The sequence below is a fragment of the Vibrio sp. VPAP30 genome (genome assembly GCF_001188205.1).
Lineage (GTDB): Bacteria > Pseudomonadota > Gammaproteobacteria > Enterobacterales > Vibrionaceae > Vibrio > Vibrio bivalvicida.
In genome coordinates, this window is sequence record NZ_LBLS01000038.1 from 412,727 (window position 1) to 437,995 (window position 25,269).

14 protein-coding genes are annotated in these 25,269 nt (G+C 42.9%); 3 read left to right on the plus strand and 11 right to left on the minus strand.

The features are described from left to right. Nucleotides 1–13: 13 nt before the first annotated feature. Nucleotides 14–6,193, minus strand: coding sequence for a LamG domain-containing protein (locus tag ZX61_RS19605; protein ID WP_049846279.1), 6,180 nt, complete (start codon nucleotides 6,191–6,193; stop codon nucleotides 14–16). Between the two features lie 563 nt (nucleotides 6,194–6,756). Here ZX61_RS19605 and ZX61_RS19610 point away from each other — a divergent pair. Further along, on the plus strand, nucleotides 6,757–7,002 hold the full coding sequence (locus ZX61_RS19610) for a hypothetical protein (protein ID WP_049846280.1): 246 nt from the start codon (nucleotides 6,757–6,759) through the stop codon (nucleotides 7,000–7,002). A gap of 124 nt (nucleotides 7,003–7,126) precedes the next feature. Then, nucleotides 7,127–9,883: an immune inhibitor A domain-containing protein gene (locus tag ZX61_RS19615; protein ID WP_049846281.1), complete on the plus strand. Its 2,757-nt coding sequence runs from the start codon at nucleotides 7,127–7,129 to the stop codon at nucleotides 9,881–9,883. 77 nt (nucleotides 9,884–9,960) lie between these two features. Here the strand turns inward: ZX61_RS19615 and ZX61_RS19620 are convergent, their stop codons facing one another. Next, nucleotides 9,961–11,415 (minus strand): aerolysin family beta-barrel pore-forming toxin, encoded by a 1,455-nt coding sequence (locus tag ZX61_RS19620; protein WP_074181708.1) that lies wholly within the window; start codon nucleotides 11,413–11,415, stop codon nucleotides 9,961–9,963. Between the two features lie 421 nt (nucleotides 11,416–11,836). Here ZX61_RS19620 and ZX61_RS19625 point away from each other — a divergent pair, with 421 nt between their 5' ends. Next, the gene (locus ZX61_RS19625) at nucleotides 11,837–13,078 is read left to right on the plus strand and encodes an SGNH/GDSL hydrolase family protein (RefSeq protein ID WP_049846282.1); all 1,242 of its coding nucleotides are present in this window, start codon (nucleotides 11,837–11,839) and stop codon (nucleotides 13,076–13,078) included. Nucleotides 13,079–13,126: 48 nt separating this feature from the next. On the opposite strand, the gene ZX61_RS19630 is transcribed toward ZX61_RS19625, so the two are convergent. The 9 genes from ZX61_RS19630 to ZX61_RS19670 form a co-directional block, all read right to left on the minus strand. Continuing rightward, a complete protein-coding gene (locus ZX61_RS19630) occupies nucleotides 13,127–14,296 on the minus strand; it encodes an MFS transporter (RefSeq protein WP_049846283.1) in 1,170 nt (389 codons plus the stop codon). After that, nucleotides 14,293–14,985 (minus strand): aspartate/glutamate racemase family protein, encoded by a 693-nt coding sequence (locus ZX61_RS19635; protein ID WP_049846284.1) that lies wholly within the window; start codon nucleotides 14,983–14,985, stop codon nucleotides 14,293–14,295. Before ZX61_RS19635 ends, ZX61_RS19630 begins: the two co-directional genes overlap by 4 nt. Nucleotides 14,986–15,101: 116 nt before the next feature. Further along, nucleotides 15,102–16,880 carry a class I poly(R)-hydroxyalkanoic acid synthase gene (phaC, locus tag ZX61_RS19640; protein WP_049846285.1) on the minus strand — a complete coding sequence of 593 codons (1,779 nt, stop codon included), beginning with the start codon at nucleotides 16,878–16,880 and terminating at the stop codon, nucleotides 15,102–15,104. 56 nt (nucleotides 16,881–16,936) lie between these two features. Beyond that, entirely contained in the window at nucleotides 16,937–17,284 is a 348-nt protein-coding gene (locus tag ZX61_RS19645; protein ID WP_049846286.1) for a phasin family protein, read from the minus strand. A gap of 35 nt (nucleotides 17,285–17,319) precedes the next feature. After that, nucleotides 17,320–18,528, minus strand: a complete 1,209-nt coding sequence (locus tag ZX61_RS19650) for an acetyl-CoA C-acetyltransferase (protein ID WP_049846287.1) — start codon at nucleotides 18,526–18,528, stop codon at nucleotides 17,320–17,322. A gap of 12 nt (nucleotides 18,529–18,540) precedes the next feature. Continuing rightward, nucleotides 18,541–19,281 (minus strand): SDR family oxidoreductase, encoded by a 741-nt coding sequence (locus tag ZX61_RS19655; RefSeq protein ID WP_049846288.1) that lies wholly within the window; start codon nucleotides 19,279–19,281, stop codon nucleotides 18,541–18,543. Between the two features lie 658 nt (nucleotides 19,282–19,939). Beyond that, entirely contained in the window at nucleotides 19,940–23,002 is a 3,063-nt protein-coding gene (locus ZX61_RS19660) for an efflux RND transporter permease subunit (RefSeq protein ID WP_049846289.1), read from the minus strand. Beyond that, entirely contained in the window at nucleotides 22,999–24,054 is a 1,056-nt protein-coding gene (locus ZX61_RS19665) for an efflux RND transporter periplasmic adaptor subunit (protein ID WP_049846290.1), read from the minus strand. The genes ZX61_RS19660 and ZX61_RS19665 overlap by 4 nt, the downstream gene beginning before the upstream one ends. Before the next feature lies 1 nt (nucleotide 24,055). Beyond that, nucleotides 24,056–25,132 carry an efflux RND transporter periplasmic adaptor subunit gene (locus tag ZX61_RS19670; RefSeq protein WP_049846291.1) on the minus strand — a complete coding sequence of 359 codons (1,077 nt, stop codon included), beginning with the start codon at nucleotides 25,130–25,132 and terminating at the stop codon, nucleotides 24,056–24,058. Nucleotides 25,133–25,269: the final 137 nt, after the last annotated feature.

Here is a 25,269-nt window from a genome sequence, read left to right on the forward strand (position 1 = left end):
GTGTGTGCCCCTACTACTCACTTTCATTGCTCTCTTGAGAGCAGGGAGAAGTTGCTTCTTTTAACTCTTCCGCATCAGAGCGTCCATCCCCATCAGTATCTGAATTATGAAGATCTGTGCAGATATGATTTTCAACAAAATCCGGTATGGAATCCCCGTCAGAGTCTTGAACTTGGAGGCTTTCGATATGAATATCTCCTAAAAGCAATAGATCATACTCATCCTTAGCTATATTCTTGACCCAATTACCTTTTATAGAAGTAAAATCGTACATTGCATGCAAATCTTCAGCGCCCTTGTCAGGTGTTAAGGCCATATGAGTCTTTATCTCATTATCGGAGAGCGCTTTATCCCAAATCTGCACGTTGTCTATAAAACCGTTAAAGTAATCAGAACCCTGCCCTTGTTTATTCAATGCACCTAACCACAATGCATGGTTAAAGGGCGCGGCAATGCTTGACCATGCACGAGGACTTTTAGTTATAAGTACCCCGTTAATAAATAACTTTATCTGCTCATCACTTATTACCAACGCGAGATGGTTCCACTCATCGACAGAATATTCTGGTTCGTTAAAAGAATACCCACTTTTTCTATCTTCACCCCAAGCAAACTTTCTCTGCGCATACTCAACACCTGCATAATAGTGTTGTTCGCTGTTTTCACTTACACCTGACAACTGAGATTCCAAACTGTCTGATTTAAACCAATACATAAAGGTTGAGTTGCTGCTTTTAGGGAAGAACGGAGTAATCGCATAACCTTTGCTAAGCGATAAAGTTCCAGACTCCACTGATGTCTCAGGCAAATGTTTGGTTTGTGTTTTTCGGTATTCGTCCCAATTGGAGATACCGTTGCCATTGCTGTCGAAGTTGGCATCCGCAATTAAGCCGTCACTGCCATGATCACGTTCAAAATCGTCAGTTAGACCATCATGATCACTGTCAGGATCGCAAGGATTGGTAATAAGAATAAATGGTTTACCCACTGAAAGTTCATCACCATCACTGATCCCGTCGCCATCACTATCAGCGGTTAAACCATCAGTACAAAATGCCAACTCTAATCGGTCAACCAATCCATCACCATCACTGTCTTCGTCGCTAGGTTCCGCTACTAAGTGGGCACCATGAGTTAATTTGAGATCGTATTCACCTGTAGCCAGATTCATGATCCAATCGCCTTTGGAGTGAGTAAAGTCGTACCATGCTGCTAGGCCTTCGTCACTAGGCGCCGGAGCGGTAAACATATATTGATAGATTTCCGAAGGACTGATTGCGCGATTCCAAATACCAACATTGTCGACCAAGCCCTCCATATACTCCTTTGCTATACCATTGTCGTTTACAGCACCAATATAAGTCGCCCAAACATTAGACAACTCTGCTCTCTGTGGATATTTCTCATCAACCTTTAGGCCATTGACATAGAGCTGGGTCTTACCAGTATTTGAAAGAATTAGGGTTAGATGAACCCAACCATTCTCAGATAGATTTCGAGGCTCAAACCTCTGACTATGCTTGTCGCCGAATGTCACATCACCATAGGCAAAGCCTAACTTGTGCGTATCCATATTTCCTAGGCGCATGGTTCCCTTTTCCTGATACTGTCCCCAGAACATTAACGTCATATCGTGGGAATCAAAAAAGTGATTACTAATGGCGTAGCCTCTATTGTCACTAAGTTGTAAGGCGCGTTTTGCACCCATCTGCGACGCTTGAGGCAGCTCTTTGACTTGTGAGTTTGCATAGACTTGCCAATTGTTTCGCTCGTCTGCCGAATTAGCCATACGCCCAGAGTCCGCGATTAAGGGGTTAGTCTGGTGCTCAAGTTCAAAACTATCAGGGATATTGTCGAGGTCTGTATCTGCCAAGCAAGGGTCAGTAACCGTTGAGTAGTTTGAGTCTACGCCATACTCTTGCCCATCCAGCAAACCATCGCCATCGGTGTCAGATCGTGTAGCATCTAAGCAGCTGGCTATTTCTAACTTGTCGTCCAGACCATCCTTATCTAAATCGACAACTGGACGCTCTGCTGAAATTTTCGCACCGTGAACAAGTTTCAGATCATAAAGGTTTGTCACCTCATTCTTAACCCAACCATGTTTAGTGTGGTCAAAGCGATACAACCATTCCAAGGTACTGTCTGACTCAGGATTCGGCGGCGTGATCATATAACGGCGGACTTCTTCACGAGTGAGTTCACGCTTCCACTTTATGACGTTATTCAATTTGCCATTCATATGTCGCCCAGCCAGCCCTTCAATATTGGCCGCGCCTAAGAAAAATGGGTACCCAATTCCTTCTAGAGTGCTATTACTGACGTTGGCACGCTGACCATTTATATACAGCGTTGTGTGCTTATCACCTATACTCAACGCAAAATGATTCCACTGTTCATTAACTAAGTCATGGTCATAAGCGATCTTGTTATAGCTATCGGTTCTATATAGCGCACCATACATACTATGGCCCAACGCTAATGACGATCTATTGCTCACATCTATCACCCCAGAGACCGATTGGTCGTAAACAAAAAGTTCTTCATTGGGTTTGTACCAAAACATAATTGTGGCTGGGTCAGAAGTCGGGTAGTAACCTGTAATGGCGTACCCTTCTGAACCTTCGATGTCTAACACTCCCGGTTCGTTTTGCTCACTGGCCGATTGAAACTCATCACTTTGGTTAAGTTCTTCTATATATCGCTGCCAATGTGTCTGCTGACCCTGTGCATCAACAATATGACCATCGGCTAATGCTGGATTCATACTATTGATAATTTCAAACGCATCGTCGATGCCATCATTATCGGTATCTGCGGTGCATGGGTCTGTCGTCACTTTTTGACCGTTGATAATGACACCAACATTGATTTCTTGCCCGTCATTCAGGCCATCGCCATCACTGTCGCTTTTCTCAGGGTCTGTACAATAGGTGGTTTCAAACTCGTCACTCAACCCGTCTCTATCGCTATCGTTAGATTGCTCCGATTCAACAATATGCGCTCCCTTAACTAACTGAAGATCATAGGTATCAGTTGCTGCGTTTTTTACCCAACTACCTAGGTACTGCGAAAAGTCATACCAAGCAACTAAGCTTTTGTCGCTTTTCTCGGGACGCTTGCGCATATAGTTGATAATGTCCTGCTGAGAAAGTGGCTTGCTCCAAAGTTGAATATCGTCAATCTGACCACTTTGGTGAAACACATCTTTGCCAAGATAATTGACCGCACCAAACCACATAGCGTAGGTCGAAGCTGTGTCGCTACTTAAATAGTCTTTAATGCTAATCACTTGTTCTAGCTGGCCATTAACATAGAGTTTTTTGGTGTTGTCAGAGGTAACCAACGCAATATGCGTCCAGACATCACTTTTTACTGTAGCGCTAGTTTCTAATACCTGACCCCAAGAGCGAGCAAAGGGTTTGTTGAATTTGTCGATACCTAAATAATGCCCTTTATAGGTGTCTTTCTTTACGCCACTGTACTGCGCCAAATCTGACTTATCAGTTTTAAACCAATACATTAAGGTCGCTTGCTGTTGATACTTGTCAAACGCGATACCCGAAACCGCATAACCTAGGTTACCCGACACATTAAGCTCACCGCTAACGCTTTCAACCTTTTCACCTTGGGCCAGTAGTTTTTCTTTACTACGAGTCGCATAGAACTGCCAGTTAGTAATCTTTCTCTGTGGCGACACTTGATTAACATCGTGGAGAGTGGGGTCAAACCCATTTTCTTGTTCAAACTTATCGTCAATACCATCATTGTCGGTATCTATCGAACAGGGATTGGTCGATTTTAAACCGTTAGCTGGCACGAGCTCTTGTCTATCTGGTAGGCCATCGTTATCTGTATCCGGATGATTTGGATCAAGGCATAGGCCTGATTCAAATGCATCTGAAAGGCCATCGCCATCGCTGTCTTGCTTTGGTTCGGCAAGCTTTAAACGACTGGCATCGGTTAACTTGAGGTCAAACTTGTCATTGGCTTTGTTGTCAACCCAAGCACCACGAGACTTAGAAAAGTCATAATAAGCCACTATTCCTTGCTCATTACCTTTCGGAGGCTCGGTCATATAACGGCGTACTTGGTGTTGGGCGAGTGAGTGTTTCCAAAACTGAACATCATCGATTAGACCATTCATAAAGTGCTTGGGCGCACTCGACGCATTCTGAGCACCAACCCATAAAGCAAGGATCTCTTTTCGAGAGTACCAAGACGGCACTCTGCCGCTGTAGGCCAAGTCGCCATTTAAGTACACTTGAGCATGGTAAGTATCGGAGTTCCAGCTCAAAGCAAAATGCTGCCAACGATTTGTCACAATTGACTTACTGTTGTAAACAGAAATAGCGCTGGAGGATGAATTATATGTACCTTTAATAGCCCTATCTCTACCTATTCCCAATGCGAGCTTATGCCAACCTGAACCCGAAAAACCAGAATATTGATCCGACAACGTTTTCGGCTTAAACCAATACATTAACGTGAAATCTTCACGGTTATTCGTAAGCCCGGTAATGGCATAAGCCTGACTGTCCGTTAAGTCAAAATGCCTGTCTTGAACAATGACATCAAGATTGCTGTCGACACTTTCAGAATGCGATACATAACCTCGCCAATACGTTTCTCCTGTATCAGAGTCAAGTTTCAGAACATCATTTACAGCTGGGTTCATTCCCAGCTGATATTCGTAGTCATCTGGAATACCATCATTGTCACTATCCACTTGACAGGCATCGGATATAACGTCGAGTCTGGAACCAATACCAAATTCTTCACCGTCGGAAACACCATCGCCGTCACTGTCGGGATTATCACTATTAGTACACAGAGCCTGTTCAAATGTATCGGCGAGTCCATCGCTGTCTGTATCGAGATAGTCTTCTTCTGCTGACAGCTCCGCACCTGCCGCAAGTTTCAAGTCAAACTTGTTCGTTACTTTATTTTGAACCCATTCGCCGCGGCTATGATTAAAATCGTAATAAGCGACCAAATCGCTACTGGTGACACTGTCGAGACTGAACATGCTCTTTGCAACCTCTTCAGCAGACAGCGCTGCCCGCCAGACGCTCAGATTATCAATCACTCCTTCCACACTTTCGGCCTGCCAGGCTCGTTTTTGGTGGCGCGCGCCAAACCAGAGTGCATACTGACTGACGTCTTTAAATGTTAGTCCTCTCCACGTACGCCTTAGCTGACCGTTAACATAAATCTTGGCCGTAGAACCCGAGTAAGTCATGGCAAAATGGGTCCAACGTTCGTCCTCAATCTTAACTTTACTCAACGTCGTAGATATATTTCCAACACCGAAGGTGACACTATTTTCTTTATCGACACCGATATAAAAACGTCGACCATTATCGTCATCACTACCCATGGTTTGTTTAGTGTCGCTATGAGCGTGTTTAATCCAGTACGTCAAGCTTAATGCTTCCCCATCGGGCGCAATCCCCGAAATGGCATAGCCATCACTATTACGTACATCCAATACTCTTGGTGTTGAAACTATCTCAACTTGTTGCTGTTGATGCTTTTCAGCAATCCAATCGACATAGTGAGACCAACTATCACTGCGGTAGCTGTCTACCACCATGGGATCGCTGCCCACTTTGACTTCGTAGGCATCTTCGATTCCGTCGAAGTCGCTATCTTGAAGACAAGGAAAAGAGGTCGTTATGGTTGATTCACCAAAGCGTATTTCTAGGTTGTCAGCAAGACCATCGCCATCGCTGTCGGAATGTTGAGAAGAGGTGCAGAGGCTCTCTTCAATATGATCGGGGAGCAAATCACGATCACTATCTAATGCAGAGAAAGTACTATTATTACTGGCACTGCTTATGCCATGACCATTATTCGCAATGACTTTCCAGTATCTGGGCTGGCTATCTACAATATGATTCAACTCAACCACTATCTGAGATTCTTTGATACCCGTCTTAAACTGCTTGAGATTCGATAGATCTTTTCCAAACCACAAGTCATAGGAGACTGCGCCATTGACAGCTTCCCATGAGAACAAGATCGGTTGACTGAAATTGAATACTGCACCATTGGCTGGTTCATTCAGAACGGGGCTACTTAAATGCGCCCCATTAGAGCCATACAAAACGCTTAAGCGATTTCCCAGGGCGTCTAGGTTATGATAGTTATGCTTCTCATCTCCCTTTTCTGCAACCAACTGTCCACGCATGTTGTAACGATAATCAACTTGGTATGCATTGACGCTTGTACAGAGCATAGCGATAAATAGAAAGCAAAGTTTAAGGAGTATGTTTAGTTCAGACAAAGTACTTGATTAATAAAAGAAACGACTATCATCGATAATATTAAATCTATCTCTAAAGGTGAAATAAACTTATTTTATATCTTTATAAGCATCACTTATGACCTATAGGCATTAACTTCAAGGTTTACAGTACGAATTCAACTTCAAATTTTTTGTTATTTTATTTTAAAACACTACAAAAAATAAATAGTTAAAAAAGAAAATGCTAATTTAAGTTACACTAATCATTGTCCTTTGAATATATAGCTCCGCACTATTCTGTAAAAACCTAATCTACACAAATACAAGTTATATATGCATAAAATATAAATATTAACGCAACAGAACTATCAATAGCCGAATTTCACAATGTTAACCATAAAGGTTGATAATGAGATATAGATCCACTCAATGAGAACTCGCCAGTTACATTTGCGTTAAATTAATTATATTTTGTTACAAAACCTAGGCACCAATAAAAATACAATATGAAATCAATCAGTGGCTTATTAGCTCTCATATGCACATCTTCAATGGCTGGCGGCATAGATGACGAACGACTTCTAGAATCGCTCATCAAACAGGGTATTATTTGCGAAGACCAAAGCGAACTTGAAAAACAAGAATCGTTGCAAATTTATCTTTCTCGAAAATTCTCAAAATCTTCTAGTAAAAACCATTCTGAAGAGCCGTCCGACGCGGCAGAAACTGACTGTATTTCAGCGAAAGAATAACGATAAAACGCGTTAGCCATAATGACCCACCGATTATTCGCTTGGGTGCTGATTGGATCTAACAACGTCGTTGTACCTGCTATTTAGCGGGTTGTTGGCAATAAAAAATAAATAAGGAAATATAATGAAAACGATGAGGAAATCACTGCTAGCGTCAGCAGTGTTCACTCTATTCAGCGCAAGTGGTAATGCCCAGACTCCGATCGACTTGGGCGTCATTAATGAAGACAAAGTCATTGAAATGCTTGTTGCCCAAGGGAAACTTAATCCCAATGCCTCAGTTGAAGATCGTCAAAATGCGCTAGATAAGTTCATCGACGGCAAACTAAACCGTGGTTTTAAAGGTGATGCACAGTTCGGCAAAAAAGCCTTGGAGCAACGCGCTAAAATTCTAAAATCGATAGAGTTTGATAAAGGGCTTCGCAAGGCTCATATTTTTTCATTCGACCCGAATGACAAGCGTACAGACAAAGTTCTTGCTGTATTAGTCGATTTTCCAGACTTGCCTTGGGACGACAACAGGTTGACTAAAGAGCATACTGAAATGCTCTATGATCGCTATGAGCCTGGCCATTATCAAGAACTGCTGTTCTCAGATGTTGGCTACACTGGCCCCAACGGTGAAAACTTTATCTCTATGCGCCAGTACTATGAAAATGAATCTGGCAACAGCTATAGTGTTGCAGGTCAAGCTGCTGGTTGGTATCGCGCCAAAAATAATGCTTCGTTCTACGGTGGTAACTCCCCTACAACAGATAACGATTTAAATGCTCAAGAGCTAGTCCGTGAAGCACTAAATCAGTTAGCGAATGATCCTTCGATCAATCTAGCAGACTATGACATTGAAGACCGTTACGACTATGACGGTGATGGAAACTTCCGCGAACCTGATGGGGTAATCGACCACCTAATGGTTTTCCATGCATCAGTTGGTGAAGAGGCTGGTGGTGGCGTACTTGGTGCAGATGCAATTTGGTCGCACCGTTACAACTTGGGTAAGTACCACGTATTGTCAGGCACATCTAGTACCGTACCGGGGCGATTCAATGGCCAGTACGCAGCGTTTGATTACACAATACAGCCAATAGATGCGGCTGCTGGCGTCTGCGCTCACGAATATGGCCATGACCTTGGCCTACCAGATGAATACGATACCCAATATACAGGTAAGGGCGAACCCGTCTCTTACTGGTCTATCATGTCTTCAGGAAGCTGGGCGGGGCAGATCGGTGGTACTCAGCCAACTGCGTTTAGTTCGTGGGCAAAACAGTTCCTTCAAGCGTCTATTGGAGGCCGTTGGGTAGATAACTCAGTCGTCACTTTAAACGACATAGATGCCAAACCTATTGAAATAAAACTGCATCAAACCGTCGATAATGATAAACACAATATGGTGCGCGTAGACCTTCCGGTTAAACGTACCGCTGGACTTACCCCATTTAATGGAAAGTTCAATTTCCACAGTGGAAAAGGCGATGATCTAAAGAACAGCATGGAACGCAAGGTTACCCTTCCTGCTGCATCTCAAATTAAGCTTACCTTTAAAGCATGGTATCAAATCGAGAAAGATTACGATTTTGCTCGTGTTCTAGTCAATGGACAGCCAATTTCAGGCAACATCACCACTAATGATGACCCGTACAATACTGGACTAGTTCCGGCGATCGCTGGCGACTCGAAAGGCTGGGTTGACGCTGAATTTGACTTGTCACAATGGGCCGGACAACAGATTACCCTTGGTTTCGATTACGTCACTGATGGTGGATTAGCAATGGAAGGTCTTCATATAGACGACATTGCTCTAGACATAGATGGTTCAGTGACCAATATAGATAACGGCGAAGCGCAATCAACATTTGCTTTAAATGGCTATCGCTTAAATGACGGCTTCAATGAAGCACCGCACTACTATTTACTCCAATGGCGTAGCCACACTGATGTAGACGAAGGTTTAAGCAACATCAAACGCTTCGGGCAATTAATGTCATTCGAACCTGGATTAATCGTATGGTACGTTGATGAATCGATGACGGATAACTGGGTAGGTAAGCACCCAGGAGAAGGTTGGCTAGGAGTCGTGGATGCCGACCAAAACGCAATGGTGTGGGCGAAATCTGGAACAGCTGCTCAAACTCGCTACCAAATACGCGACGCTGCTTTCTCATTGCAAGACCAAGCCAGTATGCGCCTGGAAAACGCCGATGGTGACGTCTTAGAAGATGTTAGTCTACTGGCAAACAACTCATTTTCTGATGATCAAGATTACTCCAACCCAATCGCTCCAGATTCTGGTCGTTTACTTACAGAATTTGGTATCGCAATTGAGGTGATTGAGCAAGCCCCATCAAACGAGTACGGTGTGATCAAGCTTTCTAAAGTACAGCAGCCAAATGTTGCCCCTACTGCAAGCTTTGAACTAACTGTAAACGGATTATCGGTGGTTTCTCAAAATAACAGTAGCGACTCAGATGGCGAAATCATATCTTACTTGTGGGATTTCGGAAATGGTGAAACCAGCACTGACGCCGTACCAACTTGGACGTACTCTGAATCTGGCTCATTCACCGTCTCACTTACTGTAACTGATGATATGGGCGCTATTCACACCAGCACGAAAAGCATTGATGTAGTTGCACCTAATGCCTTACCTGTTGCGAGCGCCAAATATATCCATCTAGGTCGCTGGGTCACTATGTGGTCAACAAGTCACGATCCAGATGGGCGTATCGTTGATACTGAGTGGGTATTACCAAATGGCAAAATCAAACGCGGACGTGTGTTTACTAAAATTTTCCCAAGTTACGGAAAACATGAAGTAAAACTGACTGTTATGGATGATGATGGTGTTAAAACTAGCAAAACCATTGTCGTTGATCTTTAATCTACTCTTTGTTTCTCTTTATTCCCATACTTCCATAATGTGAAGTTTGCGCGGCCACAACGGCCGCGCTTTTTTGTTTATAGTTTGGGTACCGGCACAACTTCAACAGTGAAGTTTTTAATCCCGTACGCTTCTAACTCTTGGTCGCTAAGAGAATAGTCAGTAGGTTCAGAAAGCACAGCGCGTTTCGTACGACTACCCAGTGGAATAGTTTCACCGAATCTAACGTCTGAACCAAATGATGCATCAGCAAAAAACTCACCTGTAATTTGCGTTTGTATTGGTCTTAACACTTGACCCAATAAACTTTTCACGTTGTCAGCACCATATTCGCGTAACAACCAAGGCCAATCCCATTCGTTCGATGTCGCCGGGATATTGCGATGTTCATATTGATACTTCAGGTTTTTGTCATTACCACCGTTTCGTCCAATGACCCAATTTGCTGTATAGGTAGGTCGGTTATCTGGGTGGTGACTTAATGCGTTCCCCGACCATCTCATGAAGCCAGTCATAGCAACTTCATAACTTAGCTCTGCATTGAATGAATATGGGTAGCTGATCGAAGAGCGAAATACTTCCATAAACACTTCTTGTTTAGTATTCGGCGCTACATTCACAACAATCGTATTAGAGATACCTTTCGTCTCTGAATCTCCATTTGTTGTTGCCCAGCTTTGATTTGCACCAATTTCTATTGAAAGCTCTGTTTCACCCACTAAAGGCCACTTAAACTTGTTTTTTGTCGACACTTTTTGGCTCAAACCATACGTGTCAGTTTTAGACCAATTAGTTGATTTTTCATATTTAAAAGTAACACGATATTGTTGTTCTAGATCGGACTCATTGGTCACAACCTCAGAACGTCGACCGATAAGCTCTTTATCTGACTGGGTAATCTGCCCGGCATTAAACGTTTCTGGGTCAATGTGGTATTGGAAACCAGTGACATCCATTTTCAAACGTTCATTGCAACGGTAGCCTTCACATGAGCCTGAGTCATCTGCATCAATATCATAGTGCCCTAGGCCATCTGTCGATGTGATCATATCATCGCCAACATACTTACTACCTGTTCCCCCAGCCCAGCCAAAACCAAGGTAGTGAGCAAGCAATGCAAGGGGCTTGTAGAACTCTTGCTTGTTGATGAGATGCCACTCTGTGTAAGCCTCATCATTTTCAGGTAAAACTAATGCCGCGTAGGCTGGAATACTGTGATCTGGTGGAGTGTTGTAGGTACACCATGTCGTACCCGCTAATTGGTCTTGTTTAATGGTTCCGTTGTAGCCCGAGCCCATCAAAACATAACCATCTGAAATATTGGTAATTTGCCACGGCCCCATTTGACCAATGAGTTCTGATTTAATCGGCATAACCTCTTCAGAGGTAATAGGTCGAAATCCTATTTCACAACTTTGGCCTTGAAGTTTAATATCCAAAATATCCACTGCTGCATAAAGGTTGCTCGACATTAATCCTGCTACAACCGAGGTAGCCAGTAACGTTGTTTTTAAAACCTTATTTTTATTCACGTTATATTCCTATCAATTAATGGGATACGATGCGAAATATACAATTACTCCGCACATTTTTTGTACTCCCAATAACCAATAAAAATAAAGCTTTAAATACTATTAACGGACAAAATGTCACATTGACATATTATTTTTCTTCATGAACATTGTTGATCGATTTTCAATCTGTTAAATTCAAAATAGCCAATAAATACATTAGTTTTTGTTAAATTAATCACACCTTAAATTGCGCCTCCTAATTTAGAAGATTAAATAATGATCAATTCTAATTTAGCTTTTTCTCAACAAAGGAATTATTTGATCTTAGTTCACCTTTAAATACATTCATGAAACCTATTCTTTGACTCAACACAATCTCATATGAGATACAGATCGGAGGAGCTATTACTCTACCAATCAACAATTATGAGAACGTTTTATGAAGAATGCACTTTTACTGGCTAGTTCGTTGATCGCGATACCGGCATTTTCTGCTGAACAACCTATCACACCCGAAGCGGTAACTGCAGCGTACGCCGCAACCGTTCAAAATGACGAAACCTACACCTATGTGAGATGCTGGTATCGTCCTGCTCAAACTCACGACGATCCTGCAACCTCATGGGAATGGGCGCTTGATAGTGATGGCGAATACCTAAAAATACACGGTTACTGGTGGTCTTCGGTCTCGTTTAAAAACATGTTTTACACCAACACACCACAATCAGTTATAAAACAGCGTTGCCAGGAAACACTTAACGTGAACCACAGTACCGCTGATATGCTTTACTACGCATCCGACAATCGTTTTTCTTACAATCACTCGATTTGGACGAATGACAATACATCATCAAGTAAAATCAAACGCTTAGTTGCTTTCGGCGACAGCCTATCGGATACCGGAAATCTATTTAATGGCTCGCAGTGGGTATTTCCAAATGCCAATTCTTGGTTCTTAGGCCACTTCTCAAATGGTTTTGTGTGGACAGAGTATTTGGCTGAGGCTAAAGACATTCCTTTATACAATTGGTCAGTTGGTGGTGCAGCTGGCACAAACCAGTACGTTGCGCTAACAGGCATTTATGATCAGGTAACCTCTTACCTAACGTACATGAAGATGGCCAAAAACTATGACCCTAAGAACTCATTGTTTACGCTTGAATTCGGCTTAAATGACTTTATGAATTACAACCGAGAAGTCTCTGATGTAAAAGCCGATTTGAGCAGTGCACTTATTCGACTCACAGACGCAGGTGCTGAGCACCTAATTTTATTGACGCTACCTGATGCGACAAAAGCACCACAGTTTAAATATTCAACCCAGCAAGAAATCGAAACTGTACGAGCTAAGATTGTTGAGTTTAATGCCTTTATCAAAGAACAAGCGGCCCTGTACGAGAGCAAAGGGATCAATATTGTTCTCTACGACGCAAACACACTATTTGATTCAATGACGAGTAAGCCTCAAGAACACGGCTTCGCAAATTCGACAGATGCATGTTTGGACATCAATCGCAGCTCAGCACTCGATTATCTGTACAGCCACAGTTTTACTAATGATTGTGCCTATCATGGCTCCGATAAGTACGTATTTTGGGGCGTCACGCACCCAACAACCGCAGCGCATAAATACATAGCAGACAAGATTATTCAAGAAGAGTTAAGTAAGTTCCCGTTCTAAAAGCACTTGGGCAGAGGATCATCCTCTGCCTTTTTATTGTTGCACTTTCTACGCAACTGCCCTATTGGCCTTATAGGTATTCACACCAAAGAGAGTGATAATCGCTAGTACAAAAGGCAAAACGTAAATATTCATAGCTTGCCATCCCACCGTAGACTCCAGCCAACCTGACATTAGCGCCGTAACGGTGACACAGCTAAAAACAAAAAACTCGTTGAATGCTTGAGCCTTCGATTTATTGGCTGGTTTGTATGACTGACTAAACAACCCCGTGGCAGCAATAAACATAAAATTCCAACCTACGCCAAGCAATATCAACGCAACACTAAAGTGCCAAATAGATTGACCGTGAATGTTAATGGCAATACACAAAACAAACAGTAATCCACCAGCAAGAATCATCGCCCTTGCTCCAAATCGTTCAATCAGGCTACCTGTAAAAAATGCTGGCACAAACATTCCAAGAACATGCCATTCAATAACACCTGCTGCTTTGTTAAAGTCAAACCCACAACCTATCATCGCAAGTGGTGTTGCCGTCATTAAGATGTTCATGACAGCATAAGCGACCATAGCGGCAAACACTGAAATCATAAAGTTAGGCGCTTTAATTATCTCACTGAGTGGCTGTGCAGGAAGTGCTTCAGTGCGAGTTAGCGATTTAGGAAAACTGATCGTCTGCAATAAACATAACGCGACAATATTAAGCACAATCAAAGACATAAATGCGCCTACATACAAGCCATCACTCGACCATTGCTGTGAATAGATCGCTAGATTAGGCCCGAGTATAGCGGCTAAAACACCACCAGCCATAGAGATGGATATAGCCCGATGCCTAGCGTTTTCATCACACACTTCTATCGCTGCAAAACGATATAGAGTGCCAAAACCAATGCCGATACCAAGTAAGAACGTGCCAAAGCAGAATAGATAGAATGTTTGCTGAGACAATGCGTAGGTTGCAATCGAAGCACCAATGATGCCCACTATGTTGCCTATGCTAAATCCCTTTCTTCGCCCAAGGTTTCCCATAATTAAAGAGGCTGGAATTGTCGCACTCATCAAACCTAAAAATTGTAGAGCAACCGGAAGAGTAATGAGGCTAGCATTCGGCGCCAGCGTTTTACCAACTAAGCCAATGACAGAAATCAATAGAATGTTTCCCGTCATTAAAAGAGCCTGACATAACGATAGCAGCCATACGTTTCGATTCATCTTAACGCCTCTTTAACCGCTGCCTGCGCATGGATCGCAACAGTATCAAACAACGGGATTCGGGTGTCTTTCTGCTCGACTAGTAACCCTATTTCTGTACAACCTAAAATCACGCCTTGTGCACCAGATGCAGTAAGGTCTTCAATAATCGTCAAATAATCATCTTTTGAGGATCTCTTTATTTCACCTAGGCAAAGCTCATTGTAGATAATATCGTGGGCAAGTTTTCGCTGCACACCATTGGGAGTGATCACTTCTATACCAAATTTGTCTGTGAGCCTTTGTTTATAGAAATCTTGCTCCATCGTAAAAGCTGTGCCAAGCAATCCTACTCGAGTAATGCCCTTTCGCTGTAGTTGTTCTCCAGTGCAATCTGCAATGTGGAGCAGAGGTATATCGACAGAATCCACCACTTGGCCGGCAACTTTATGCATCGTGTTTGTAGCAATAAGAATGAAGTCAGCACCCGCCCTTTCTATAGATCGCGCAGCCTGACATAGAAGGTCCGCACTAGCTTGCCAGTCGCCACTACGCTGTAAAGCTTCAACTTCAGCAAAATCGACGCTATTTAGGATTATTTTTGCAGAGTGTAATCCGCCTTTTTGCTGTTTAATACCTTCATTTAGCTGCTGGTAATAAACCGCAGTTGACTCCCAACTCATACCACCGATCATGCCAATTGTTTTCATTCCCTTTCCCCTAAATTGACCCCAGTTGATCCAATTAAACAGATATCGAAAACCATTACAAACAAAAAAGCCCCTAGCATGGCTGACGCTAAGGGCTTTTTCTTATTTAGCACAACTTAGTTGGTGTCTGTAATCGGTAGAACCTGTTTAACATAGTTGCCAGGTGACGGCCCCAATACAGGGAACTGTTCGCTACCAACTTTAAATGGCTCCACCTGCTCTTCAGGATTAAAACCTAATAACCACTGGTGCCAATGAGTCCACCAAGAGCCTTCAGTATGATCAGCATTGGCTAACCACTCATCCGCACTATCATCCAAAGAATCGTTAGTCCAGAAACCATATTTGCCTTTTTCAGGATGGTTTATGATACCTGCGATATGCCCGGACTCACCCAGTACAAATGTTTTATTACCACCCACATTGAGCGCACCACGATACGTCCCCTGCCACAGAGCAATATGGTCTTCCTTCGTTGAAATAAAGTAGCTTGGTACTTTAATTTTATTCAGGTCGATCCATACTCCTCCAATTTTGACACCCTTATCTTCTACCAACTTATTGTTTAAGTAGAGCTCTCGAAGCATAAAGTTGTGAGTATTAGCGGCTACATTGGTGCTATCACTATTCCAGTACAGCAAATCAAAGTCGACAGGACTGTTACCCTTCAAGTAATTATCTACGTAGTAGTTCCAGTACAAGCTGTTTTCACGTAGCAAGCTGAAAGTTACACTAAGTGAACGTCCATCCATATAGCCTTTGGCATTGTTTTGCGCTTCTATCGCATCAATAATGGTGTCATTGATGTAAGCACCGACTTCTCCCGGTTGAGAAAAATCCAACAGCGTAGTGAAGAAAGACGCACTTTTAATGCGCTTTTTCATTCGTTTGGCGGCGTAGTAGGCAATAGTGGAAGCGAGGACTGTCCCACCAATACAATAACCCGCTGCATTGATTTGATCTTGACCAGTAATGTCTTCAATGGCCGATACTGCTTTAGCAACGCCTTCTGTCACATAGTCCCCAAACTCAACGTTGCGCTGTTCTTTGCTTGGGTTACGCCATGAGATCATAAAGACCGCATGCCCCTGCTCTAACAGCCAGCGAACCATTGAGTTTTTCTCACGCAAATCAAGAATATAGTACTTATTGATAAACGGCGGTACGATCAGCAGTGGGGTTGCATTGACCTTTTCGGTCATAGGGCGGTACTGAATCAGTTCAAACAGTTCATTTTGATAAACAACATCGCCTTGCGTATTGGCGATATCCTCTCCGATTCGGAATGCATTGTTGTTTGTCATTCGAATCTTCAAGATATCAGCGCTCGACTCAACATCTTCTTTTAACTGCTCCAAACCTGCAAGTAGGTTTTCACCATTTTGCTCTAACGTTAGCTTAAGCAGTTCTGGGTTGGTCGCAATGTAATTGCTTGGAGACATTGCATTGATGGCTTGACGCGAGAAAAAGCTGATTCGCTCTTTACTCTTCTCATCTAGACCTTCGATACTTTCTATCGTTTCAAGGTAAGTTTTGCTGAATAGAAGATAAGATTGCTTGATAAAGTTATAAAAGATGTCTTTTTGCCACTCTTCGTGTGCAAAACGTTTGTCACCTTTTTCTGCTTGCACAATCTCTTCTGTATTGGCCGTAAGTGCGACATTTTGCCAAATTTGTAACTGCTGTTGCCACCAGTCAGCTTGAATTTTAAGCAATACAGCAGGTTGATTTGCTGCACTTTCGAAAAGCTTTGTTGTATCTTCGAAATTGACCTCTTGCATCGCTTTATTTAGGGGAGAGTTTGCGGCTGCCCTGCTGAGTTCTAGATCTTCCCACCATTTTTGATTGGTTTCTTGGAGCTTAACAAGGTAGTCCGAAAAGAAGTGTTGTAACATATTGCTACTCCTAAGATCGGAAAAAATGCCGCCTTTCGGCGGCAGAGAAGTCAGTGTTATGCAGGAGTCACTGTCTTAAGGTTTTCCGATGTTATTTGCTCAACATCATCTTTGAACTCTTTAGCAATTGACTGTAATTTATTGCTGTCGTCCATCATCTGCTGCGAGAGCTTCGTTAGTACATTTAGCTGTTGGCTATTGAATGCCGTTAGCGAAGTCACGTCTTTCACTTCACTAGCCGCTTTCATTTGAGTTAAACCCATTTCGCTGTATGTACGGATTGCATTTAGTTGAAGCTCAGTGAGCACTTCTACATTTTTAGTCACTAGCTTGTTGAATTTTACGTACGGTTCTAGACCTTTTTCAGTTTGGTCAGTAAACGTTTTGAAGAAATCTGTGTACATGAGTATCACTCCTAAGTTAAATCCATTTAAATGGGTTAGTTAATTGATTTTATTACTACTGCAGTGCCCATACCGCCACCGACACAAAGTGAGGCGACACCGTATTGACCTTGCCCACGATTAAGCTCGTGGATTAGTGAAACCAGGATGCGGTTGCCAGATGCACCAAGGGGATGACCTAATGCAATTGCACCGCCATTAGGGTTGGCTTTATCAAGAATTGATGACACCGATACTTGATGCTTTTCTGCTAATTTATGCACCACACCAAGTGCTTGTGCCGCAAAGGCTTCATTCAGCTCATACACATCGATGTCGTCTGTTTTCAGCTCTGCTTTGGCTAGTGCTTTCGTCACAGCTTCAACAGGGCCAAGTCCCATAATTTCTGGCGCTAGACCCGACTGAGCGCAGCTTACAACTTCAGCAATGGGTGTTAAACCGTGCGCTTTTACAGCCGATTCACTCGCAACAACAATCGCACTTGCGCCATCGTTGATACCAGACGCATTACCCGCGGTCACCGTTCCTTCACGGTCGAAAGCTGGGCGCAGTTTTGCTAATCCACTCAATGTCGCGTCTGGTTTTGGGTACTCATCAGTATCGAAGACGATGGTTTCACGTCGCTTTTTAACGTCAACTGAGACAATTTCATTCTGGAACTTACCTGCTTCGATAGCAGACACAGCCTTAAGCTGACTCGCAAGCGCATATTCATCTTGCTGTTCGCGCGAAAGTCCGACCTCTTTTGCGACATTTTCCGCCGTTACGCCCATGTGATACTGGTTGAACGTATCGGTTAAACCGTCATTGATCAACAGGTCTGTCAGGTTCATGCTGCCCATCTTATGGCCATCTCGAATTCCTGAAGGTACAGTGAAAGGAATTTGAGACATCACCTCAACCCCAGCAGCGACAACAACATCTGCATCTCCAGAACGAATATGGCTGACGGCATCCATCACAGTTTTCATACCGCTGCCACACACCATGTTCAAAGAGTAGGCTGGAACTTCTTTGGGAATTCCCGCATAGATGGCAGCTTGACGTCCAACACCCATACCTTGACCGGCACTAACCACGTGACCCACGATAACTTCATCAATCACGTCGACGTTAATGTTGCTGTCAGATACCGCAGCCTTAATCGCAATTGACGCTAAGTTGCCAGCCGAGATGTCTTTTAATGAACCACCAAAAGCGCCGATAGGTGTACGCTTAGCACCAACAATAAATACTTTTTCCATTTCACTCACTCCTTACTGCATGTATAAGCCGCCATTTACAGAGAGTGTTTCCCCCGTAATGTAGGCAGCGGCATCGCTCACTAAGAAAGAAACTGACTTAGCAACTTCTTCTGGCGTTGCCAAACGACGCATAGGGATTTGAGCTTTAATAGATTCAAGGACTTCAGGTTTCATTTCCTCAACCATAGGCGTGCCCGTATAACCTGGAGCTACCACATTTACTGTTACTCCAGAACGCGCACCTTCTGCAGCTAAAGCCTTTGAGAAACCAATCATGCCAGCCTTGGCAGCAGAATAGTTAGTTTGTCCGAACTGTCCTTTGATACCATTAACAGACGAAATATTGACTACTCTACCGTTACCCTTTTCGCACATTGCGGCGAACAGAGGCTGAGTAACGTTGAACACACTATTTAAGTTTGTCTCGATAACCTCTTTCCATGCAGAAGCAGTCATCTTTTTGAACGTACCATCACGTGTAATGCCAGCATTGTTGACAATTACATCAACGGTCCCTTCTTCTTCAAGTAAGCCTGCTAAGCGCTCAGCACACTGCTCAGTATCCGTAACGTCAAGTTCGAATAAACGCACTTGTTCGTTAGTGAATCCCTTCTCATTGAACCATTCTTGAGCACATTGCTTTTTGCCAGTGAAATGTGTGGCAATCACACGATAGCCATCGTTCACTAATTGAGTAGTAATAGCAGAACCAATTCCGCCTTTTGATCCAGTGATCAAAGCGAGTTTTTTCATTAAGAGACTCCATTCTTAACAGCAATAAATAACCAAGTATTGTGTTTTTTGGGTGCTTGCTATTAAGCACCAACCAACGTCATTAATAAACTTTTGTAAGACTTTTCTTCCGTCTTTTAATTATCAAAAGTAATCGGTATTTATTACAGTTCAAATACTTTCTGAAATTAAATGCATAAAGTTGAACAAGGTCTCATATAGAATGAAATGTTATATGGTTGTTAATCAGAGCTAAGGTGTTGTTTTTAATAACAAAACCGTTACAAACACGCAAGTCACTAACGACTATCCCATTGTTTAATAACGTTTTTCATTGAATTTCACTCGTTTCATTGCTCTCCGTCACCTATTAGGTGAAAGCTATTTTCGTGACTTATTAGTCTATTATTTATGACTATATTGTTACTAATTGACATTGACTTCAGTCTTATTCGAGACTTTATTGTAGTTGCAGTAATATCAATTAATTTCCATAAATCACTGAATGGAATGATATTTTGTATAGAAGAACTTATTGGACTTTAGTCTAAATAGGACAAGAATTTCGTTCTTCGGCAACTATTAACAAATAAGATAATAGAAAGGCAACAATAAGAACAAAAAAGCCCGGATTCGAAATCCGGGCTGTCTACAAACGAATCGTTATTCAATCCTTGAACTATCCGGCAGTGGATGGTTTGATTCGGTAGAAAATGGTGAATAAAACAGGGACAACAATTAGAGTCAGAACGGTAGCGAAACCCAATCCGGCCATAATTGTAATCGCCATTGAGCCAAAAAATGCATCAAATACCAACGGTATCATGCCCAAAATTGTGGTGACAGCGGCCATGCTAACGGGACGTACGCGAGAAATAGCACTGTCAAAAACGGCTTGATACGGATCTTTTCCTGAATTCAATTCAATATTTATTTGATCAAGCAGCACAATACCGTTCTTAAGAATCATACCGCTTAAACTCAGCAACCCTAAGAATGCCGTGAAACTAAATGGCATATCTGTCGCAAGTAGTCCTATCGAGACACCAATAATAGATAACGGTACAGTCAACCAAATCACCAACGGTTTTCTAAATGAGTTGAACAAAAGCATGGTAATGATAAACATTAGTAGATAACCCATTGGCATTGAGCCAAACAGAGCTTGCTGTGCATCTTTAGAAGATTCATATTCACCGCCCCAACTGATTGAATACCCGTCTGGTAAAGGTAGCGCTTCAACTTGCGGACGAACGCGGCTGAATAAACTTGCCGGTGTTTCATGGCCAAGTACATCATGATCAGCCAGTACCGTTAGTGTACGTTTTCTGTCTCTACGCTGAATCAACGGCTCCTGCCAATCCAAAGCTACACCATCAATAACCTGCTCCACAGGGATATAGTTTTGTAGTGTTGGGCTCCAAATCTTAACGTTGGCTAAGGATTCAAAGTCCACGCGCTCTTGTTCGGGTAATCGTGCAATGATTGGCAACATATGCGTGCCATCCCGAAGCAAGCCAATAGGTGTGCCTCCAAATGCCATTTGTAACGTATTCGAAACCTCTTCTTGGGAAATGCCCAAACGACGCGCTTTTGACTCGTTGAATTGCGGGACGAGTTCTTTTGTTCGCTCGCGCCAATCGTGACGAATATTTCGTGCACCTGCGTCTTGAAGTAATACATCTTCAACTCGCACTGCGATATCACGTAGTACCTGTGGATCAGGACCTGTAATTCGAGCTTCAATTTTCGACGCTGGGGAAGGTCCGAATTCCATCAATTTAAATTGAAACGTTGGCTGATTGAACTTCACTGAGAGGTTTTTATCGAGCTTTTCTAACAACTCAAACATCGTTTCACGGTCGTGAGTTCTAACCTGCAATTGGGTATAAGCTTCGTAACTCTTTTCAGGCTGATAAGTTAAAGCAAAACGCTGTAAACCCTGCCCTGTTGTCGTTGAAACAAACTCAACGTTTTCTTGTTGGCGAATGTATTTCTCAACCTTCTTTGTTTCTTCTATGGTTTGTCGAATATCCGTACCTTGAGGCATCCACATATCGACATAGAACATCGGCGTATTCGATGGTGGGAAGAACTGTTGCTTCACCATGCCAAAGCCTGCTACAGCGACCACAAGCAACCCCACCATGCTTATCACAGTTAACCAGCGAAAGCGAAGAGCAAACTTTAAGCAAGCACCAAAGGCTGTAAACAGTACGCCTTTATAAGGGTCTACATCTTCTGCAGCGTTACTATTGTCTTCTTCGTTGAGTAATAGATCAGCTAAGAATGGAGTCAATGTTAGCGCCGTGACCCAGCTTAAGAACAAGGAATAACAAAGCACCCAGAATAATGAGCCCATAAACTCCCCGGTGGCATCCTCGGACAGGCCAATAGGTGCAAATGCTGTAATCGCAATGACTGTTGCGCCAAGCAGTGGCCATTGTGTCTGTTTTGCGATATCTATCGCAGCTTGAACTTTGGTCTTGCCACGTTTAAGACCAACCAATATGCCTTCGACAACCACAATTGCATTATCAACTAACATCCCCAACGCAATGATCAGCGCGCCCAATGAAATACGATGCAGCTCAACATCATTTTGCTTCATTAGGATAAATGTACCCATCACAGTAAGTAGAAGAACAGCACCAATGATAACTCCGCTGCGAAGCCCCATAGTGAAAAGTAAAACAATGATTACAATAGCGACAGCTTGAGCCAGACTTACTAAGAAGTCATTAACTGATTTCGATACTTCTGCAGGTTGATTATAGAAGTAATTGACCTCGACACCAGCAGGTCGAATATTCTCTAATGCAGCTAACTCAGCGTCTAGTGCTTTGCCCACTTCGACAACGTTGACACCCGCACCAAAAGAGATGGCAAGATTAATTGCAGGCTTACCGTTAAATGTAACGACATTTGAGGGCTTATCTTGAATGCCACGGCTAATAGTAGCAACATCTTTCAAACGAATCAGATTACCCGTGTCACGACCGTGAATGATGAGTTCTTCTAACTCTTGTTCAGAACTCATAGTACCGTTTGGCCGGATCGTCAATGTTTGGCCATTCACCATAACTTCACCGGCAGACTGAACACTGTTTTGCTGGTTGAGTAAACCTACGACTGTATTCATGTCGAGGTTAAGTGCGGCAAGACGCTCTAAAGATATTTCGACAAATAACTGCTCTTGTTGGTCGCCTGCAATTGCAACTTTGCCCACGCCATCAACCAACTCAAGTTCACGGCTTAGGTAGTCCGCATATCGTTTAAGTTCAATAAAATCGTAGCCTTCACCCGTGAGCATGATCATGATGCCATAGACGTCACCAAAATCATCAATGATCTGAACCGAATTGACACCACTCGGAAGATTGGGTCGTAGATCATTAATCTTTCTACGCATTTCATCCCATATTTGAGGAAGTTCATCTGGGCCGTATTCCATCTCCATACTAACCGTTATCTGAGACATTCCATTCGAAGATGTCGATGTCACCTTATCGATATAGGGAAGTTTCCGAATTTCCTTTTCAAGCGGGTAAGTAAGTTCCTCTTCAACTTCTTGCGATGTTGCACCTGGATAAGTAGATATGATCATCGCGTCTTTTATCGTAAACGCGGGATCTTCTAATCGCCCTAGATCCACAAAAGAAGTGTAACCACCAATCGCTAGGATGATTAAGAACAACCAACTAATTACTTTGTTTTTTATCGAGTACTCAGCAATGCTCACAGCTCAGCTCCCTTAATTTTCATACCGTCACGTAACTTTCTTAAATTCGAATTAATCAGCACATCACCTTTTTCAACTCCAGTTCCAACTAGCGCGCCATTTCCTGTAATTTGATCAACTATCACCGGATAACGATGTGCTTCGCCTTGTTCAAGCTTCCACACATAAAAGTCTTGGGGTTGTCGACCAGGATCAATCGCCGTCATCGGTAGTTGATAAGCTTTAAAGGTATCTAATCCTGCTTTCACTAAGTCGACGGAAACCTTGGCACTTGTCCCGGGCAAAATACGTTGCTCAACCTGAGGCATTTTCAACCACAGTTCGTATGTTTGGCTTTGTGGATGAAGTTCGCTGGTATGCTCATAGTAAGAGATTGGATAGCTACCACTGTGCCCAGAAAATGTCGCCATTGGCTGATAATCTTGCGCATTGGTCTGAGGGTTTAGCAGTGCGAGTACAGAATCAGACACCTCGATTTTCACATAAACTTGGCTAGCTTGATAAATAGAAATCACTTGCTCTCCCGGATTGATGTTCTCGAATTTCTTCTTGTCTACTGATGAAACGACACCATCAAATGGCGCACGAAGACGCATGTACTTCATTGTTGCTTTTGCTGAACCGAGATTCGCTTGTGCAAGTTGAAAGTTGGCCGTCAACTCATCCAGCTCAGCGCTAGAGATCATTTTGCTTTTGCGTAGTTCTTGCCCACGCTTAACCTGTTTTAGAGCAAGTTCGTATTTCGCTTGCGCATCATTGAGCTGTTGCTTTGCTTTCGAATTATCGAGCAAGGCGATAGCTTGTCCTTTAGTGACATTGTCACCTTCTTTAACCAAAATCGACGCGATCTCACCATCTAAGCGAAAAGCGAGGGGAGTTAACTCTGCAGGCATAACTTGGCCATTAAAATTGCGGAACTGGCTCTGTGACGCCGCTTCAACATTGAATGTATCAACCATCAACGGGTTAGCGTCGCGGTGAGCTGTTTCTGGTGTACAAGCCGAAAGCAGTAAGACCGATAAAATCGTCAGAACATAAGTTTTAGAATGCATGTTAAATACCCCCCTCTCTTTTCCACGCCTTGACCTGTTGCCCGGGAGATAAGTTCTCAACACCAGCTTGGACGATAAGATCTCCGCTCGTAACCCCATCAACAATGTTTCCATTGCTGTCTAGCTCTACATGGATCAAAGAGATGGTCTCAGTCTTGGTATCAAATCGGTATAGTTGCCCTTCTCCATTTTGTAGTGAAACCCAAGCGGTAGAAGCCAAATTCAGCCCTTCTCCTCGCTGCTCATTCAGCAGTTGCACCTGTCCGGTCATACCTGGTAATAAGTTAAGCTGCTGCGGCCTTTTAACAATTAGACTAGCTGTGTAGCTATTGGTATCTGCATCAGGCTGAGTCGAGATTTCTTTAAACTTTGCTGGCATCGAAATTTGTTTGTGGCTGTCCATGACTACTTGAAAGCTTGAGTCTGCGATATGATCTAGACCATGCCTTTCGACGTAGCTAACTGGAACAGTCAATACAACATCAAGAACATTGTTGTCGATTAAATTAAGTACCGGCTGGTTTGCACCAACAACTTGATATTCTTTACCAAAGGTAAGCGACACTACTCCATCAAAAGGCGCAATAATCTGGGTGTAGTTTAGATCCGTTCTTGCCTGTTCTAATGCTGCTTTGGCCGCTTTATACTGAGTTTCATTTTGATCATAGGTATCAACGCTAATTAACTGTTTAATATGCAATTGAGCAGCACGCTCAAAAGCCGTTTTGGCCAAATTATATTCAGCAAGACGCGCATCAAATGCCAGTTGGTAATCGGTCGGGTCAAGCTCGGCTAACACATCACCTTTTTTTACCACACTTCCCATGCGTACATTGATGCTCTCTATTTCCCCCGCCACTTGGAAAGACAACGCAGCACGATCTGTTGCATCAATTGTCGCAATGAATGAGTCAAATTTTTTAGTCGATAAATCAGGCACTTCTATCAGTTTGACCGGTTTAACTACAGGATGAGTCATTTCTGAATTCGCTTTGTTACAACCCGCCGTACCTATAGCGATAGCTCCAACAGCAAGGAGTTTTATCGCCGGCTTTATTCTCTCTGTTAATGCGTTCATGGCTAAGCATCTATATTTATTACACACTCGTGCAGTATATTTAAATCCCAACCAAGATCAATGTTTATTTTCCAGGTGTGTAATATAATTTTTAAACGATCTATACTGTTTAGATGTTCTTTGATGAAATCGAACGA